Source organism: Dyadobacter fermentans DSM 18053 (assembly GCF_000023125.1).
GTDB classification, from domain to species: domain Bacteria; phylum Bacteroidota; class Bacteroidia; order Cytophagales; family Spirosomataceae; genus Dyadobacter; species Dyadobacter fermentans.
Map to the genome: position 1 here is coordinate 1,861,396 of NC_013037.1, position 17,959 is coordinate 1,879,354.

The following is a 17,959-nucleotide window of genomic DNA, read 5'->3' on the forward strand; positions in this document are numbered from 1 at the left end:
ACTGGCCTCGTGGCGGGCTTTCTGCCGGCGGTGTTTTTTTCCAAAATCAATGCAATGTCCGTGATGAGAGATGCCGGCGGGCTCAAAGTCTTTAAGCATATCGGGCTAAGAAAGGCACTTATCGTGGTGCAATACACATTATCCCTGATTTTTATCGCCACCACGGCCGTGGGTTACAGCCAATACAAAGGTTTCCTGAACTTTGACCTGGGTTTCAACACCGAAAACATCCTGAATATCAAGCTCCGCGGCACCGATGCATCCGTACTGCGCGAAGATCTGGCGGCGATACCGGACGTGAAGCGGCTGTCGCAATCGAGCATGGTGACGAGCGTAGGCAGCATTTTTGGAGATTATACCAAATACATCCCCGGCGATTCCGCGCTGGTGTGGATGAACACGGTCGACGAGCATTACCTGCCCATTCATGGACATAAACTGCTCGCCGGGACGAATTTCATGCTACGCCCCGAAAAAGGGAACGAATCAGAAGTGATTGTGAATCAGAAGCTTTTAAAACGGTTCAACATTGCCGATCGCGATCCGCGGAAAGCTTTGGGTAAAATATTAACCGTGGGCAAACAGAAGCTGACGATCGTGGGTGTGCTCAAAGACTTTCATTACGGGACGGTCGAAAACAAGATCGAGCCCGTGATGTTCCGCTATTCCCGCAGCGAGCCCTGGGGTTATCTCAACCTCCAAATCGCGTCCGGCGACCTTACGGCCACAATGGCGCGCATCGAAGAAGCCTGGAAACGGTTCGATAAGGTGCATCCGCTCAAAGCCGTTTTCTACGACGACCAGATCGAGCGTACGTACAGCCAGTTTTCCATGATGTTGAAGGCAATCGGGCTGCTGGCCTTTCTGGCGATTTGCATTGCCTCGCTCGGGTTGTTCGGCATGGTGGTGTTCACCACGGAAACGAAGCTCAAAGAAATCAGCATCCGCAAAGCGCTGGGCGCCAGCGAGCCGGGCCTCATATTCCTGCTTTGCCGCGGGTTTCTGACACTCCTCGCCGTTGCCGGGCTGATTGCGCTCCCGGCCACTTACCTGCTCTTCGACCAGTTGGTGCTCGCGCGCTTTGCTTACCACCAGCCTATCGGCATGATTGAGCTGATCGGCGGAACGGTCGTGGTCATGCTGCTCGCGCTGCTGATGATCGGCTCGCAAACGGCGCGCGCGGCACGGTCCAATCCGGCAAAAGTCCTGAAAAGCGATTAGAGCAGGACAATCAACGGGTTGTTTCCCGTAACTTGCGCCACGGCCCCGAAAAACATCCGCCCGCAAGGCGGAGGCCGCAGCTAAGCTCTTTAATATGAAAATACAATTCTTATCCGCGCTTTGTGTGAGCGCGATGCTTTACGGCTGTGCCGGCAGCAAACCCGGACCGGCCGCTTCCGGCGCAAATACCATGGACGTTTCCATCGACCTGGTGAATGTCCAGTCCGACCGTGTGCGTGTGACGGTGACGCCACCTGCACAATCCGAAGAAACAGCCACTTATAACTTCCCGAAAATCATCCCGGGCACGTACGCGATCGCCGACTATGGCCGGTATATCAGTAATATTGAAGCATTTGATAAAAAAGGAAAACCCTTGCGCATCACGCGCACCGATTCCAACACGGTGAGCATTACGCCCGGCCGCAAACTGGCCCGTCTCTCCTACCTGGTGGACGACACGTTCGACACAGAAAAGGAGAGCGATACATTTTCGGAAACCGGCAACACGATATTTTCGCCCGCAGGGACCAATATCGACGCCGGAAAGCATTTCCTGCTTAATATGGCCGGGTTTGTCGGCTATTTTTCAGGACAAACCGAGACGCCTTACCGCATCACCGTCAACCATCCCGAAACACTCTACGGCACCACCGCGCTCGTGGACAGCGACGACGATGCCCGCCGGGATGTGTTCACGCTTGCCCGCTATCCCGATGTGATCGACAATCCCGTGATGTACGCTGCGCCCGACACCTCGGCATTCAAGGTCGACGGCATGGAAGTGCTGATCGGCGTGTATTCGCCGCGCGGGAATGTGCGCGCCTCCGCATTGCGCCCCGACGTAGAAAAGATGATGCGCGCCCAGAAAAAATTCCTGGGAAAGATCAATGACACGCCGAAATACGCGGTGTTGACCTACATTTCCTCGGGCGCGGCGAACGATGCCAAAGGCATTGGGGCGTTGGAACACAATGCATCCACGACGGCAGTTTTCCGGGACCCGATGAAAAGCAAGGACCTGATCCACGTGATCAGCCACGAGTTTTTTCACACCCTCGCCCCGTTGAAAGTACATTCGAAAGAAATCCATTATTTCGATTTCAACAACCCGAAAATGAGCCAGCATTTATGGTTCTACGAGGGTGTAACGGAGTATTTTTCCAATCTTTTCCAGGTAAACCAGGGACTGATCGGCGCCGACGTATTCTACGACCTCATGGCCAAGAAGGTAGCGAACTCCCGCGATTACCAGGATGACCTGTCATTTACCGAAATGAGCCGCAATGTGCTCGATCCGAAAATCAAGCCGCAGTATCCGAATGTGTACGAAAAAGGCGCGCTCATTGCGATGTGCCTCGATATTGTAATCCGCGAGCAAAGCAAAGGCCAGCGCGGGCTGCTTTGGCTGATGGGCGAGCTGTCGGCGAAATTCGGGCCGCAAAAGCCGTTCGACGACGCGGAGCTGATCCCAGTCATCACACAGATCGCCGGGCCGGAAGCCGGTGCATTTCTGGACAAGCATGTGGTAGCCGGCGAACCCATTGTGTATGAAGACTTTCTGGCTAAGGTTGGACTCAAAAAAGAGCCCGTTCCGTTTCCTGAACCGGTGGTATTCATGCGCGACAGTGTGATTTACATCAAGCCCGATCCCTCGCGTACGCACGTGCTCGCGGACATGCCCGACGACGCCAACCAGTTTTACAAGGCATTGGGCATCCAGAACAACGACGTATTCCTCGAATTCAATGGCGTGCCCATTGACCCTACCAACCTGAGTTCCATCGTGTTCCTCGGCTACGACCTCGACGAGGGCAGCCCCATTACCGTGAAAGTAAAGCGCAACGGCCAGGACCTGGAGCTGAAAGGCGCGGTGAAACTGAACTATGCCGACGGCGACGGTTTCCGCTTCCGCGACGAGTCCAAACAAAGCCTGAACCAGGCATGGCTCAAAAATTAGCGAAACATTTGCATGTCGAAAACTTGGTAAACTTCTGGTAACACAAATATATTCGCCGGATTATTAATTAGTATTTTTCGAGCATGTGTACAAGGAGGATCATTCCGGGCTTCATTTTTTTTGTTATATTCTCAGTTTCAACAGTATTTGCCCAAAATAAAGTCGACCTTACCAACGCCATCAATGCGGCCCGGCTTAAAACGGCCAAAGACACGGCGTGGAAGAAAATCGAGTTTGGCGCTAACCTCAACCAGGGCTCGTTCAGTTCCAACTGGACGGGCGGCGGGGTGAACTCGGTGGCACTGGGCGTGTTTTTTAACGCGTTGAACGAGAAAAAGAAAGGGAAGGATTCGTGGCGGAACGACTTCCAGTCGCAGTACGGGATCGTGCGGAACAAGGGGCAGCAGAGCCGCAAGAGCGTCGACCGCATTTTTTTCGACACCAAATATAACCGCGAGCTTTCCGAGAAATGGAGCCTTTTTGCCAACCTGAATTTCCTGTCGCAGTTTGCGGCGGGGTATGAATACAATACCAACCCCGACTCCATTAATTACAAGAAAAAGGTTTCGGGGCTGTTTTCACCGGCCTACGTGACCGAAGCGATCGGTATCGAGTACCGCCCCGCTCCCTATTTCTTCATTGATTTTGCGCCGGGTGCATTGCGCCAGACGATCGTGATCGACCGCGATTTGTACGTCAACACGCCCGACCAGAAAAACTACGGCGTTCCCATCGGCAAGCGCGTACGTACGGAGGCGGCCCTCATCCAGCTCGTGGCGAATTTCGACAAGGATCTGGCCAAGGATATTAACCTGAAATTCAGGTATCTGATGTTTTCGAGCTTCCGGCACCCGCTGGAAATCGACAACCGCCTCGACGCGCAGCTGACCGCCAAGATCAACAAATACGTGAATGTGAACCTCGGGGCGATCGTCGTGTACGACAAGGATCAGAGTACCCGAATCCAGTTTGCACAGTCGCTCAACATCGGGTTCCTCTTTTCATTTTGAGAGGCTGGTATATTTCCAAAGGATCCCATTCTCGGTCACAAACGATTTGAGAAAACCTTCCTTTTGCAATGCATGCAGCTGCTGATCGGCGGCTTCGAATGTGTGGCCGGTAAGTTCGGCAAACTCCTTGGTTGTAAGGGTCGGGAATTGGTTGAAAAGGTCCTGCCAGTTTTTGCTGTACCAATTCTTTTGCGCGCCGGATTGCATTTTGGCAACGGCGTTTTCAAACATTTGATAAGGTTTGAACCCGTAAACTTTTTCATGTGCGCCGCTTCCGTCCACGAAAAACAAGGTCGGAAAACCGCGGACGCCCCATTGCGCGGCCAGTTGCAAATCGGCCTGAAATGCGTCGTTTGCACGTGTTTCGCAGTCCTGTTTCAGCGTTTCCGCATTCAGCCCCGCGTTTTCAGCAGCCTCGGCCAGATGTTCCCAGCGGGTAATGTTCTTTTTTTCGATGAAAACCATTTCCCTGATTCTCCGCAGGAATGCAATGGCCCTGGTTTCGTCCTGCATTTGCGCGGCTTTGAATGCGATGGACGGCGGATAGGAGGAATGCAGCGGGTCGGTGATCCACACATCGCCCACGATGGGCATCTGATAATAGCGGCTTACTTCATCCCAATGCGGCGCCACGTCGGAAGGTTTGCTGATGCCCCCGCTGTTGTAAGTCCAGTCGGGCAGCAGGCCGCCCATCCGGTACTCGATATCCACGAGATGGCCGTATTCCAGTTTCAGTTTTCGGAGCTGCGGCTCAATGCCCCAGCAGGTGGAGCAGATCGGGTCGGTGAAGTAGATGATCCGGACCGGCTTTTTGCCAGCCTCTATCGGGCCGGTATATTCCTGATTTTGTGCCGAAGGCAGCTCGCAAACGCCGGTTTCCGGGTCGCAGTGTAATGGGTTGTTTTGCATATCGGGAAGAGCAATTATACAGTTCTGAAAATCCCCGGAAGGAATTTAATGCCCCAAAACTAGCAGCAACCCGGTTTACTATTGTTATGCATTTCCCTTTTGAAACCAGTTTCCTGTTGGAAACCAGCTTTCACGCACTTACATTTACGACGAACTAATCCGGAGCGGAAGATGAAGAAACAGGCGTCGTGCAACACCACCGCACAATGTAAAAAAAGGATTCTGGCGATCAGGGACACGATGGAAATCCTGTCGGGCAAATGGAAGTTCCATATCCTGGGCACACTGCTGCTCAACGATAAAATGCGCTTTATGGACTTGCTGCGGGAAGTGGACGGCATTGCCGCAAAAATGCTGTCGAAAGAACTGCACGACATGGAGACCAACCAGCTCATTACCCGGCGGGTGCTGGACACCAAGCCGGTGACGGTAGAGTACCAGCTCACCGAATATGGCCGCTCGGTAGAGCCGATCATCAATGCCATAGCGAGCTGGGGAGAAGAGTACCGCAGCGCCGTCGTTGCGTAAACGGCGCTGCGCATTCATTTTGCTGCCAATGTAACTGTGCCGCCTGCCTTGCATTTCAATTTCAGGAAGCCTTTTTCTCCATTCACCACGTCAATGCCCCTGGCATTTGCAATACGGTGCCCGGCAAATGGGCTTTTCAATACAATTTCTCCATCCTTTTCCGCCGTGAGCTTCACCGACACCACCTTGCCGCCACGCCTGGACGCACTCACGAGCACCGCGCCTTCCGCACGCAAATCGGTGAAGTCGGCGTCCTTCCAGCTGTCCGGCAATGCCGGCATGACCTCGACGAACCCGGCGTAGCTTTGCAGCATCATCTCCTGCAAACCCGACGCAAATGCGAAGTTACCTTCCAGCGTAAATGGCCGGTAAGTGAATTTGGACAGCCCCGATTTCGTCTGGTCGCCGTTGGCATGGAAGCTGTTAGGCAGGCAAAATGCCCTCGCGAAAATGTCCAGCGCTTTGCGGGCGCCTTCGCCGTCCTTGGCGCGGGCTTTGAGATTGGCCAGCCACGAATACGAGTAACCGCACCAGAGATCCGGCCCTACGCGGTCGAGCAAGGCAATGGTATTGCGAATGGTCTTCTGCGCTTCCGGCCCGTCTTCCCATTTAATCAGGCCAAGGGGATGGATGGCCATCAGGTGCGAGAAATGCCGGTGCGACTCATTATAGGGTAATGTGCGTGCAAACATCAGCTCGGACTGCCCGGAATGGGCATATCCCGGAAATTCGGACAATACAGCCTGCCAATGCTTCGCCTGGGCCTCGTCGCCCATTTCGCGGGCGAGCTCGGTGCCAGCCTGGAATGCGAACCGGATGAGCGCCAGGTCGTAATTCGTCGTTTGGGGGAACCACGCTTCCAGCTTGTTGTCCCGGATCTCGGGGCTCGAACTGATCGGCAGCTGCCGCTCGCCCTGGTCATTTTTGAAGGTAATATTTTCAAAAAACTGACACACTTGTTTGAACCACGGGAAAGCCCTGTCTTTCAAAAACACCTTGTCCAGACTGTACCGCCATTGCAGGTAATAATGGTGCGCCAGCCAGCCCGACACCGTCGGCGAGAGGGAATACTGTATCCAGCCGCCCATTTCGGTGCCGTCGAGGGTGGTGACGCCGGGCACCGCCAGGCCTTCCACGCCGAAGTACTGCCGGGTGTAGCGCAGGTAATTCGCTTTGTTTTCATCCAGATGGTCGAGATAGCCCAGGGCTTCTTCGAGGTGGTTGCCGCTGTATGCGGGCCAGTAGCTAAGCTGGGTGTTCAGGTCGTGATGGTAGTCGCCTTTCCAGGGCGGAATGCGGCCATTGTCGGCCGTCCACACGGCTTGCAGTGAGATCGGCGGCGCACCACGGCGTGCAGCCGATCCGAATTTGTATTGTTCCAGATACCACTGCTTTTCGAGGAGCGGATCGGGTACACGAATGGTCGATTTGTTCCAGAAAGTCGTCCACCAGGCGATATGCGATTCCCGGACAGAGGCATACGACGATTTCAATGCAGTAGCCGTCACATCCGCTGCGGCGGGAAGCTCCGCCGCTTTGGGATAATGCGACGATACGCTCCATACGCCTTCGATAACGCCTTTTGCCGGCTGTTTCCAGCGCACCGATACCTCGTATTGGAACCCTCCCCAACCCTCCTGCCGGTAAGTAATGCTGCCCGATTCGCGGGTTATCGTCCCTTGCTTGTACCCCAGCCGCGCCAGATCGTCGCCCACGACTGAATTCACCTCACCTCCCGGGGTAACTTTGCCGCTGTACCGCGGCGCGATCATTTCGGGCGCGAGGTCACCGGCCACGCCCTCGAACCGGAACCAGCCTACCGGCCTCGTTGCGTGCACGAAAGTTTTGAGTACCATGCCGTTTGCCCATTCCACAACGGCCGTCGCCGAGGCCAGGTCCACGTCCGCCTTTTTCACGCGTAAGTCTGCGGGCAGGCTGAATTCCAGCGCGCCCGCCGGGATTTTGGACGGGGCCGGCTCCCGGTCATAAGGCGCATCGAAATACTGCTGGACCGGCTTGTAATCCTTTTTACGCACCTGCTCCCGGACCCATTTATAGCTGAATTCCTCGCGGTGGAGACCGGCCATAGGGCGCATGTCCCAGATATCGGCCCGGTCGAGCGATAAGCGGAGCTTTCCCTCGCGTTCCCAGATCAGCGCGCCGATGGTCCCGTTGCCGAGCGGCAGCGCTTCGTCCCAGACTTTGGCAAGCTTGTCAAAATGAAGATTGTGCTTCGCAGCCGGCTGGGCACGGGCCGTTGTCATGCACAACAGCCCGGCGCATACCGACAGGATTTGGAATAGAAAACACCTCTTAATATCCTTCATTTTGTACCAATGCTTTGTTAATATCGATTTCACTCTGCGAGAACGGCCAAATATAAAACTTGTCGTCCCATCTCAGCCGGATGTTGCTGTGGATCAGCTTGTCATTGATATCCTTCCCAATCCGCCAGCGGACAATATCGAACAGCCGAAGCCCTTCGAATGCCAGCTCACGCCTGCGTTCCTTACGCAGCTGCGCACGTGTGAGCGATGCGAATGCAGGCACACCCGCACGGGCGCGGACCGCATTGACGTAGGAAAGCGCTTTGGCCTCGGAGGTGGTACCGCCCGCCTTTTCCATCTGCGCCTCCGCGTTCATCAGGTAAATGTCGGCCAGGCGGAAAAGCACGATATCGTGGCCGGTGAGGATATCCCGCTCGCTGGGAATGAACCGCGACTGGTCCCAGACTGCCGCAAATTTGATCAGCCCGTAGTTGGTAGCCGTGAATTCAGTCTGGAATTTGAAGCCGTCCTCGCGTTCGAAAGTTGTTTTGTTGGGAGAAAAATAATACCACTTTTTCAGGCGGAGATCGGCGGCCTCGTACTCGTCGATCAGGTCCTTGGTAGGCGCCAGGCCGCCCCAGCGGAAGAATTCAACCTCCTGCCCGCCGTCGTTCGATTGCCTGCCATCCCGGGTTTCGATGTATTTAATGGAAAAAATGATCTCCGGGCTGGAAGCCTGGCCTTTGCCCTTGATAAACGGCGATTCGAGGTCGGGCGCGAGCGAATATTTATTGGAAGCAATAATGGCGGAAGTCAGCGAAATGACATCATCCCATTTACCCTGAAACAATGCAATGCGCGCCTGCAACGCCTGGGCGCTGGTTTTCATGGCGTGGCCGGATTTGTAGGCATCGTCCGGCAGGTTGGCCACAGCAAAAGCAAGGTCTTCTTCGATGAACTTGTAAACTTCCTCCCTGGAAGATTTAGCGATTTTGAGCTGCTCCACATCCGACGGCACCTCTTTGTAAACCACTACCCCGCCCCAGCGCTGCGCGAGCTCGAAATAGAACATCGCCCGCAGGAACCGGACTTCGGCCTCGTACGCCCGAGAGGCCGCTTCGGAGAGCGTTACCTTTTTGAAGTTCTGAAGAAATGTGTTGCAGCTCGCAATGCCCTGGTAGCAGGACGTGTACAGCGACCGCGGCGCGCCGGAGTTGGCCGGATCGAGCGTGCCCGACTGCATGAGGCGGATGTCGCCGTAATGCTGGGCCCAGCCGTTATCGGCGGCGGCATCCCAGTAGCTGCGGTGCCAGGTAACGTAAGTGCCTTTGAGCCGGGCATAGCAGCCCGCCACGCCCATTTGCACGTCGCCCTCGGTGGTCCAGAACTGCCCGGCCGCAATTTCCTGCGGCGGGTTTTTATCCAGAAAATCATCACTGCAACCCGTGAGCGTGGCCACGAGCATGGCCGGCAAAAGAATACGGTTTAGAAACGTTTTCATATCAGGTATATCTTTTTATATCAGGTGATAGCTGTTTAACCAATCAGAATCTCAGGTTCAAACCCACGGAATACACTTTCAGCTGCGGGTACTGCGCATGCCAGCCGTCGCCCGCACGTTCGGGATCGAGGTCGGGGTATTTGGTGAATGTGAGGATGTTATCTCCCGTGACGAACACTTTGAGATGATTGATACCCACTTTTTTGGTGACGGAAGTCGGTATGGTGTAGCCGATCTGCACGTTTTTCAGGCGCAGGTAGGACGCGTCTTTGAGGAAATAAGTCGAGTTCTGGGCCGTTCCGCCGGTCATCGGAGCATATCCCCAGCCGTAAATGGCCGGCACTTCGGAGTCGGGGTTGGTCACGGGATCGTAGGCGTCGAGGAACTTGGGATGCGGGGATGAGCCCTGCGAGAATGGATCTTCGCCAAAGAAAAATGTTCTCACTTTTTGCCCCTGCACACCCTGGAAGAACAGCGCCAGGTCAAAGTTTTTCCACCGCACATTGCCTCCGAAAGAGTAGATGAAGCCCGGATATGCGCCCTTCACGCGAATGCGGTCGTCGCCGTCGATCTTGCCATCGTTGTTCTGGTCTTTGAATTTAATGTCGCCGAGCTGTGGGTTACCGGGTGTCACCACGGCTTTCAGCTCCTCCTCCGATTTGAACAGGCCGGTGTATTCGTACAAGTAATAGTCGCGGTACGGCAGCCCTTCCATGATGATACGGTCGCTGTAAGCGGGGGCGGGGAATTTGATGACCTTGTTGCGGTTAACGGATACTTGCCCATTAATGCCGTATTCAACCTGCCCAAATTTGCCTTTGTGTCCCAATTCCAGTTCCAGGCCGTAGTTTCTGAGCGTGCCGTAGTTGATCACCGGCGCCGACATGCCTGCGCTGGCGGGGATGATGGCGCCGGCCAGGATTCCGGTAGTTACCTTGTTGTACCAATCTATCGTACCGTAAATCAGGTCGCTTTTCAGGTTAAAATCGAGGCCGATGTCGGCAATAGTCGTTTTTTCCCATTTAAGTCCCCTGTTGCGGAATGCGGTTTGCTGAACACCCTGCCCCAGCGCTTCGTTGAAAGCATAGGTCGTGGCGACATAAGTATCCTGCCAGGGATATTCACCGAGGTTTGTATTGCCTACCCGGTATTCACCGATGTTGGCATTACCGAGCAGCCCGTACGAAGCCCGCAATTTCAGGTTGTCGATCCAGCTTGCCCCGTCACGGATAAATGCCTCTTCGCTGATCCGCCACCCGGCCGACGCGGACGGGAAAAAGCCCCAGCGGCTGTCTTTGTAAATGCGGGATGTGCCGTCATACCGGAAATTCGCTTCCAACAGGTATTTCGAAGCCAATGCATACGTAGCCCGGCCGAAAAGCGATTGGAACGCCCATTCGGTGAGCCCGCCGGTGGTAGTCTGGTTTAATGGTCCCATTCCATCGAGCTCGTACATATTTTTGACTGGAAACACATTGCGCGTGCCGCCCAGCCAGCGGTATTTCTGCTCCTCCTGGCTGTATCCGACCATCAATGCGATGTCATGCCGGCCGGGATTCCAGTTCCAGTTCAGCGACGAGTAAAACGTATTGAGCAGCGTGCGGAAGTTGCCCTGGTTTACGCCCAATGCCTCTGGCCCGAACGGCGTACCTTTCTGGTACACATTGGCTCCGCCGGCAGTGTACTCGTTTTCAGGCAGATAATAAAAAGCGTCGGCGCCGTAATGGTAAATGTTGCGGAACTGCTCGGCAAACCGGGAGGCATATTTGGAGCTCCATTTAAGTCCCATTTTTTCGGTTTGCAGGAAGTTCACATCGAGCCAGCCCTGCACGTTGGCCTGCCAGTCGTCGTAATCCCTATACGTTTCGTTAGCGATCCAGAACGGGTTGCGGTTGTTCTGCGAACCGCCTACGCCGGTGGGCACGGCCTTGTCGGTATACCGGCCGCTTCCGTCGGGCAGGTACGGCTTCACGAGCGGCGACTGGGTCATCGTCATGAGCACGAAGTTCTGATTTTCGTAGTAGGGCGAAAGCGAATTGCCTTTCATGTAGCTCACGTTCGTACCCACTGTAATGTATTTGTTGATCGTGGTCGAAAGGTTGGCCAAACCATTGAAACGCTTGTACCTGTGCCCCAGCAGCACCCCTTTCTGGTCGATCATGCCGGCGGATATATTGTATTTAAATGCATCGGAACCACCATTTACGCCCACATTGTGCTCCTGCATTGGTGCCGATTTCCAGACGGCATCGGCCCAGTTGTAGTCGGGAAACTGGTCCTTGTTCCGGTTGGGATCGGTGTACTTGTCGATCAGCGCCTGCGGGAACGGCACCGCGCTCACGGCATTCCGGGCAACCGCTTTGTTGAAAAGCTCCATGTATTGCCCCGAATTCCAGATCTGATTCGGCACGCCGGTGGGTGACTGCGTGCGGAGCGACATATTGTAGGTCAATGTCGGCTTGCCCTTTTTGCCCTGCTTGGTAGTCACGAGGATTACGCCATTGGCAGCGCGCGCGCCGTAAATGGAAGCGGACGCCGCATCTTTCAGCACTGAAATGCTTTCAATATCCGACATCGGAAGCACGTCCAGCGAGCCTACGACACCGTCTACCAGCACCAGCGGACTGGTGTTGGTACCCCATGAGCTGGCCCCGCGGAGGGTGAGCGACACGCTTTCACGGCCGGGCATACCAGTACCCTGGCTGATGCGAAGTCCCGTCACCTGTCCCTGCAATGCGGCAAGGCTGTTGCTCACCTGGCGGCTTTGCATATTGTCCACATTCACCGTGGATACCGAGCCGGTAAGGTTCACTTTCTTTTGGGTACCATAGCCCACCACAACCACCTCTTCCAGGGCTTTTTCATCCACTTTCAGGGTCACGTCCAGCGCGGTACGGTCGGTCGCGACGACGATTTCCTGCGAAATATACCCTACCGACGAAAACACGACCGTTTGGCTGCCCTCGGGTACGAGGAGGCTGTAACTACCGTCTGCATTGGTGACGGCCCCGCGCTGGCTGCCTTTGATCACGATATTGACGCCCGGCAAGCCTTCGCCGTTATCGCCGGACACCTTCCCCACCAGCGAGCGGTCGTCTACCACCGTTGCGTACTTCGGGCCCTCGGGTGCCGGTTCGGCGGCATTGATCACCTCGGGCTGGCTGCGGAGGACAATGCGGTTGCTTACCTGCTTGTAGCTGATCTTGTTGGGCAGCAGCAGCTTGTCGAGCACGGTTGCGAGCGGCTCGTTCTGCGCATTGAGGCTCACTGTAAATTTCAGCGGCAGCATGCGCGAGTTGTAGGAAAATTTAATCTCGGCTGTTTTTTCCAGCTGCTGTAACGCGCTGCCCAGCGTAGTGCGGTTCAGATTGAGCGTAACCCTTCTTTCCAGCAGGTTCTGGCCCGACGACGGTCCGGCCATTGCCAGCTGGGTGATGACAATCATTAGGAGGAATTGTTGTAACGACTTCATTAAGAGTTGGCACAATAATCGTTTGGCTGTCAAAGTTTTCTTCATAGATTTGACGGTTTATTGTTTCGATACGAGAAAAGATTGGGCAATAACACCCCTCTCCCAGGGCGCTATGCGAGTGGAGATGGTCGCTTTCAGGGCCGGGCGCGCTGCAAACTTGTCCGGCCCCTATTCGCTTTCTAGCTTAATTCATAGGCATCAGTGGGCTCTTAGTTACATCCGGTAGATTCAATGATGACACGGTCACCCTCCATCCGGAACTGGGTGCCCGAGCTGATGCTTTCGCATACGATTTTCAATTTCGAAAGAAGCGGTTCGTCCGCAAGTGAAGTGGAAAGGTAGCAGTCCCGAAACGCATCCTTCGGGTATTCGATCGTCACGCCGTAAGCGCTTTCGATCGCCGCGAAAATGGTTTCGACATGCGCGTCGGTAAAGTCAAAATTCAGATATTCGATAGCCCGCTTCGGAATGTCCTTCGTTTCCGGCTTTTCAAATACGTGCTGCGATTTGAGGAAGCTGACCGATTGATTGGGCAGCAGCACGACCTTGTCTGCGGTATTTCCGGCCTTGATCTGCCGGACATGCACTTGTCCTGTTTTTACAAAAACCTCTACTTCGGGCTGGTCGTCGGGCGCTTTGATGCGGAAACTGGTGCCTACCACCTCTGTGACGATGTCGTGCGTGTACACCAGGAACGGCCGGCGGCGGTTTTTGCTGATCTCGAAAAACGCTTCCCCCGACAAATGCACCTCGCGGCGATCGGCGGCGAACTTCACCGGGTAGCTCAGCCTGCTGCCCGGTTGCAGGATAATGGTGCTGCCGTCTTCAAGGTTGATCAGCCGGGCCACGCGGGATGCATTATGCAGCGCCATCACGCCGTTCGCTCCGGACACTGCGGGCCCGGGCAACCCCGCCGCGCGCTGCCGCCCCGGATATTTATGTGAAAAATACCACACGAGGCCTACGCCGAGGATGAGCACCGCCGCAGCGGCCCGCCACCACACCGCAAACCGCACCACCCGGCCGCCTTCCTGCTGCCTGATCCGCGACCAGGTTTGGGCCAGGGCCTCGTCGGCTTCACCGGCCTGCATATCGGGCGACTCCCTGCCGATGGCCAGAATGAGCATACGCGCCTGCCGGGCAAGCTGCGCCTTGTCGGGATTTGCGTCGAGCCATGTTGCCCAGCCGGCCTCGTCCCGGCCGGTGCTGGCCCAGTTCCGGAATGAAGTATCGTCGCAAAACTGTGTGACGGTAGAATAGCTTTCTCGCTGCATGAAATTTTGGTTTTCAGGCAGGAGAGGACAACGGCACCGGCCGATACTCACCGATTTCTATTTTTTCTCAAAAAAATTTAACATAATCAGAAAAGCAGCGGAAAGAGCAGCACTAACGAATGGAACTCGCCCACCCACGCGCCGCGAATGTGCTTGATACCGCGGTGGAGAAGATTGGAAGCGGATTGGGGATTGATCTGCATCAGGCGGGCGATCTCGTCGATTTCCAGTTCGTGATGATAGCGGAGGTAAATGGCCTCCTTCTGCCGGGGAGGCAGTTGGTTAAGCAATACATTGAGCTGATAAACCTGCCGGCGCGTTTCCTCGTCGGAGATCATTTCGTCCAATGGCGTGAAATGAAAGCAGAAATCGGCGTCTTCGACAGCCTGGGCATGCTTGAAAATATGGTCGCGTTCGAGGCGCCGGGCGATTCGCTTACGCACACCGGCGAGCAGGTAAGCACGGACAGACGACGGCAGTGCAAGGTTCTGGCGGTATAGCCAAACCTCCATAAAAACCTCCTGTACGCAATCGACCGCCAGTCCCTCACGGGCTGTGAGCGACTTGCCGTAGCTTACGAGTGTGGGATAATATTTTTTGAAAAGGACCCCGTAGGCACTTTCATCCCCCTCTCTGACAAGGCACCAAAGGTCTGAATCCTGATGAGTAATGTCTGTCATGAGGTGGGTGCGGGTTAGGACAAAAATGCAATAATTGTGCATTTTACTTATTTTGAAAGGAATTCAAAATAAAGCCGGCGAAATAAATTCGCGTGTCCGCACCCGCTCCTACTCACTTATCTGCAACAATGTGTTATCTGGGATCATTACTTTTCCCTTTCCGGCCGCCCGTTTTGTCGGATTTGCTGCCGGCGTTATTCGATGCGTCATTTTTTTGCATTCTTGGCTCCCCGCCATTATCCGATTGTTTGGACGGAGCCGTGGTACCCTGCGGATCATTGCTGGCCGGCTCGCTGGTCACGGGCGTTTGCGATTCGGGTGTGATCGCCCCGGTTGTGCCGGTTGCCTGCGGCCAGGCCGATGTTCCACCAGCACTATTGCCCTGAGACTGGTTTTCGTTCGTCTGCTTGCGCGTTGTATCCTGGCTTTGGGTTTTGTCACCTTTCGGTTCGTAATAAGGTCGCTCTGTATCGGTGCCACGGCCTGTTTGCGGTGTGCCCGTTTTATTACCGGAAGTCTCGCCGTTGGTGTTTTTCGGCGTCGTTTGCGCGGAAGCTGCCTGAGCGAATAGCAATGCGCATGCGAACACGAGCGAGGCGGCGGCTGATTGAATTAGCTTTTTCATGATTTCTATGAGTTGATGATTAAAAACTTGCCATCATCACACTAAATGCATGCCAGAAACGCCATTTACACATCGCCGGGGCGCTACGCCACAAGTCCGCATTCGAAACCAATGCTATTTAACCTCCCACCTCACCTTTCCGGCAAACGGATCTTCGCCTACCACATATTTGCCTCCTTTTTTCACAAGACCTACCTGCTTCACCTGCTCCTCGCCCGGCAGATAAAGCTGCAAACTGGCCGAAGCGGTATTCGAAAAGTTGACGAGCTCGATCTTCGACCAGTCGATATCGCCCGTGGATTGGGCAACTTTTACACGCGGAAGCACTGCACCTTGCCGCACCATCATCACCACATCCAGCTCGCCGGTCGCGATTTCATGCCAGCCGGCTGCGTAGGTTTTGCCGGTTTGGTAATCGGTCCAGTTGCCCTTCGGCAGGTAAACCTGGCGTTTTTTAGCATTTTCGAAAAGCGGCGCCACCAAAATGTCCGAACCCAGCATGTAGGCATCGTCCACCAGCCACGCACCGGGGTCGTCGGGGAACTCCACGAGCAATGCGCGCACCATCGGCAGTCCTTTTTCCGAAGCCAGTTTGGATTGGGTGTAGATGTACGGCATGAGCCTGTATTTCATTTCAACGGCCTTTCTGAAATAATCCTGAAATGCCGCACCATATTCCCACGGCTCCTTGGGCGCCTGGCCGTGCGTGCGGCTATGTGAGCTCAAAAGACCCATCGGAAGCCAGCGACGGTAAAGGTCTTCGGGGGTTTTCATGGTAAAACCGCCAATATCGTGGCTCCAAAACGTAAAGCCCGACATGCCGAGCGACAACCCGCCCCGTAGCTGCGCCTGCATTCCCTTGTCCGTCGTTTCGGCGTCGCCGCCCCAGTGGATGGGATAACGCTGGCTCCCCGCCCAGGTGCTCCGGGCCCAGATAATGTTCTCGCCATTCAGCTTGCGGGTCAGTTCGGACACGATTTTGTTGTAGCGCAAAGGATAGAGATTATGCTCGTAGAAACCGGTCCGGCCGGAAGCATACACGCCCGAAAGCGGCGCAGCTTCCCCGAAATCGACTTTAATGGCCGAAACGCCCAGTTTCAGCAGTCCCGCAATTTTATCTTCATACCATTTCACCGTGTTCGGATTCGAAAAATCGAGCACCGCGTCTTCATAGGGAAGTGTACCGTTCGCATTCTTCACGGCCAATCCTTTCGACACGATTTCAGGGTACAAATCATTTTTTGGAACAAAATAAGGCAACTGCCAGAGCGAAGTGCGGAAACCCTGCTTGCGGAGGTCGGCGATCATGCCTTCGGGATCTTTGAACCGGCTCGGCGCGAAACGGTAATCGCAGCGCCAGTCGGTCTCGAACCATCCTGTATCAAAATGGATCACATCCGCCGGAATGCGGTTTTCTCGGAGTTTTGCGGCGACATTACGGCCGTCCTGCTCCGAAAAATAGGTAATGCGGCTCATCCAGAGTCCGAAAGACCACAATGGCGGCATCGTTGCCTTGCCCGTCACATCGGTGTAGGCATCGAGGACCTCCTTCGGGCCGCCGAGGAATATAAAAAGATCTAAGTTCTCGTCGCCGATCTGCATGGCATTCGATTCCCCATAGGTGGCGCCGAAGTCGCAGGTAATGGGCGAAGTGGTGTGCATAAACATGCCGTAGCCGCGCGAGCTCATGTAAAACGGGATGGGCTTGTACATGGTCTGGGTTTCTACGCCGTTCGGGTCGTGGGCCCAGAGCACCACCTTTTGTCCGTTTTTGTCCAGCTTCGTAAACGATTCCCCGCAGCCGAATATCTTTTCGTCGGGCGCGATGGAGAATACAGCCGCCACGCTGCGGGAGTAGTCCGACGCCCGGCGCACGAAGGAAAACGGCAATGTGGGCGTGTACGACGCCTTTCCATCGGCCTGGCCCCGGGTTTGGGTGAGGATTTTGCCCTGGGCATCGCGGATGAGGATTTTCCAGGGGTTTTCATAAATGGTCACCGAGCCGTGGGCGCCGGTGTACTGATGCCCGCCGCTGATCTTGCTGTATTTCCACGACGCATCTTTCCCCGGCTCGCCTGCCAGCATGAGCGACGTGCCTGTTGCCGGCCCCTGCGCGCCGGTGTTCGCCCGGACGCGTACGGTACGCGGGGAGGTGAATTCAATGGAGAATGGTAAAACGGGGTCCTGGGCATATTCGATCGCCGGAAACTCGTTGCTGAACGACCGCTTGTAGCTCTGCATCGAGTTATTGAAGTTATGGGCGGCAAAAACTTCATTGCGCTTCCACTTAATCTTGCCCGAACCCGTGACCGGATCGAAGGCAGCCAGGCTGTCGGCAAAGAAAATGGTGTTGGAAAAATCCCGGAAATCGCCGCTGATGTCGACCGGCTCATTGATGAGGCTGCTATGCTGCGCGTGAGCGCCGGTGAGGGCGATCACAGGGGCCAGCAGGAAAGAAAGCAGGCGGCCCCGCTTGATCAGGTTATTCATGGAGTGCATTTCAAATGTGATG

12 protein-coding genes are annotated in these 17,959 nt (G+C 55.1%); 4 read left to right on the forward strand and 8 right to left on the reverse strand.

Annotated features, from left to right (window positions below):
* The first annotated feature begins 54 nt into the window (after window positions 1–54).
* The 3 genes from DFER_RS30790 to DFER_RS07690 all read left to right on the forward strand — a co-directional run bounded on the left by DFER_RS30790 (window position 55) and on the right by DFER_RS07690 (window position 4,191).
* Window positions 55–1,221: an ABC transporter permease gene (locus tag DFER_RS30790; protein WP_310586759.1), complete on the forward strand. Its 1,167-nt coding sequence runs from the start codon at window positions 55–57 to the stop codon at window positions 1,219–1,221.
* Window positions 1,222–1,315: 94 nt separating this feature from the next.
* Window positions 1,316–3,181, forward strand: coding sequence for a M61 family metallopeptidase (locus DFER_RS07685; protein ID WP_015811057.1), 1,866 nt, complete (start codon window positions 1,316–1,318; stop codon window positions 3,179–3,181).
* Window positions 3,182–3,264: 83 nt separating this feature from the next.
* Window positions 3,265–4,191, forward strand: a complete 927-nt coding sequence (locus DFER_RS07690) for a DUF3078 domain-containing protein (RefSeq protein WP_015811058.1) — start codon at window positions 3,265–3,267, stop codon at window positions 4,189–4,191.
* Here the strand turns inward: DFER_RS07690 and DFER_RS07695 are convergent.
* On the reverse strand, window positions 4,183–5,100 hold the full coding sequence (locus DFER_RS07695; protein WP_015811059.1) for a ClpXP adapter SpxH family protein: 918 nt from the start codon (window positions 5,098–5,100) through the stop codon (window positions 4,183–4,185). The genes DFER_RS07690 and DFER_RS07695 overlap by 9 nt on opposite strands.
* Window positions 5,101–5,271: 171 nt before the next feature.
* On the opposite strand from DFER_RS07695, the gene DFER_RS07700 reads away from it, so the two are divergent.
* Window positions 5,272–5,628 (forward strand): winged helix-turn-helix transcriptional regulator, encoded by a 357-nt coding sequence (locus tag DFER_RS07700; protein ID WP_015811060.1) that lies wholly within the window; start codon window positions 5,272–5,274, stop codon window positions 5,626–5,628.
* Window positions 5,629–5,642: 14 nt separating this feature from the next.
* Here DFER_RS07700 and DFER_RS07705 read toward each other — a convergent pair whose 3' ends face one another.
* From DFER_RS07705 to DFER_RS07735, 7 genes are all read right to left on the reverse strand, one after another.
* Window positions 5,643–7,955: a glycosyl hydrolase family 95 catalytic domain-containing protein gene (locus DFER_RS07705; RefSeq protein ID WP_015811061.1), complete on the reverse strand. Its 2,313-nt coding sequence runs from the start codon at window positions 7,953–7,955 to the stop codon at window positions 5,643–5,645.
* The gene (locus DFER_RS07710; protein WP_015811062.1) at window positions 7,942–9,396 is read right to left on the reverse strand and encodes a RagB/SusD family nutrient uptake outer membrane protein; all 1,455 of its coding nucleotides are present in this window, start codon (window positions 9,394–9,396) and stop codon (window positions 7,942–7,944) included. The genes DFER_RS07705 and DFER_RS07710 overlap by 14 nt, the downstream gene beginning before the upstream one ends.
* Window positions 9,397–9,439: 43 nt before the next feature.
* Entirely contained in the window at window positions 9,440–12,841 is a 3,402-nt protein-coding gene (locus DFER_RS07715) for a TonB-dependent receptor (RefSeq protein WP_050774658.1), read from the reverse strand.
* 236 nt (window positions 12,842–13,077) lie between these two features.
* Entirely contained in the window at window positions 13,078–14,142 is a 1,065-nt protein-coding gene (locus DFER_RS07720) for a FecR family protein (protein WP_015811064.1), read from the reverse strand.
* 86 nt (window positions 14,143–14,228) lie between these two features.
* Window positions 14,229–14,822, reverse strand: coding sequence for an RNA polymerase sigma factor (locus tag DFER_RS07725; protein ID WP_041734809.1), 594 nt, complete (start codon window positions 14,820–14,822; stop codon window positions 14,229–14,231).
* A gap of 133 nt (window positions 14,823–14,955) precedes the next feature.
* Window positions 14,956–15,447 carry a hypothetical protein gene (locus tag DFER_RS07730; protein WP_015811066.1) on the reverse strand — a complete coding sequence of 164 codons (492 nt, stop codon included), beginning with the start codon at window positions 15,445–15,447 and terminating at the stop codon, window positions 14,956–14,958.
* Window positions 15,448–15,561: 114 nt separating this feature from the next.
* Window positions 15,562–17,937: a glycoside hydrolase family 31 protein gene (locus DFER_RS07735; protein WP_222837314.1), complete on the reverse strand. Its 2,376-nt coding sequence runs from the start codon at window positions 17,935–17,937 to the stop codon at window positions 15,562–15,564.
* Window positions 17,938–17,959 lie beyond the last annotated feature (22 nt).

Bases quoted from the DNA above. Each gene is read 5' to 3' on its own strand.
- DFER_RS07685 (WP_015811057.1), top strand. From the start codon at position 1,316: ATGAAAATACAATTCTTATCCGCGCTTTGTGTGAGCGCGATGCTTTAC.
- DFER_RS07710 (WP_015811062.1), bottom strand. From the start codon at position 9,396: ATGAAAACGTTTCTAAACCGTATTCTTTTGCCGGCCATGCTCGTGGCC.
- DFER_RS30790 (WP_310586759.1), top strand. From the start codon at position 55: ATGTCCGTGATGAGAGATGCCGGCGGGCTCAAAGTCTTTAAGCATATC.
- DFER_RS07730 (WP_015811066.1), bottom strand. From the start codon at position 15,447: ATGAAAAAGCTAATTCAATCAGCCGCCGCCTCGCTCGTGTTCGCATGC.
- DFER_RS07725 (WP_041734809.1), bottom strand. From the start codon at position 14,822: ATGACAGACATTACTCATCAGGATTCAGACCTTTGGTGCCTTGTCAGA.
- DFER_RS07720 (WP_015811064.1), bottom strand. From the start codon at position 14,142: ATGCAGCGAGAAAGCTATTCTACCGTCACACAGTTTTGCGACGATACT.
- DFER_RS07700 (WP_015811060.1), top strand. From the start codon at position 5,272: ATGAAGAAACAGGCGTCGTGCAACACCACCGCACAATGTAAAAAAAGG.
- DFER_RS07705 (WP_015811061.1), bottom strand. From the start codon at position 7,955: ATGAAGGATATTAAGAGGTGTTTTCTATTCCAAATCCTGTCGGTATGC.
- DFER_RS07735 (WP_222837314.1), bottom strand. From the start codon at position 17,937: ATGAATAACCTGATCAAGCGGGGCCGCCTGCTTTCTTTCCTGCTGGCC.
- DFER_RS07690 (WP_015811058.1), top strand. From the start codon at position 3,265: ATGTGTACAAGGAGGATCATTCCGGGCTTCATTTTTTTTGTTATATTC.
- DFER_RS07695 (WP_015811059.1), bottom strand. From the start codon at position 5,100: ATGCAAAACAACCCATTACACTGCGACCCGGAAACCGGCGTTTGCGAG.
- DFER_RS07715 (WP_050774658.1), bottom strand. From the start codon at position 12,841: ATGATTGTCATCACCCAGCTGGCAATGGCCGGACCGTCGTCGGGCCAG.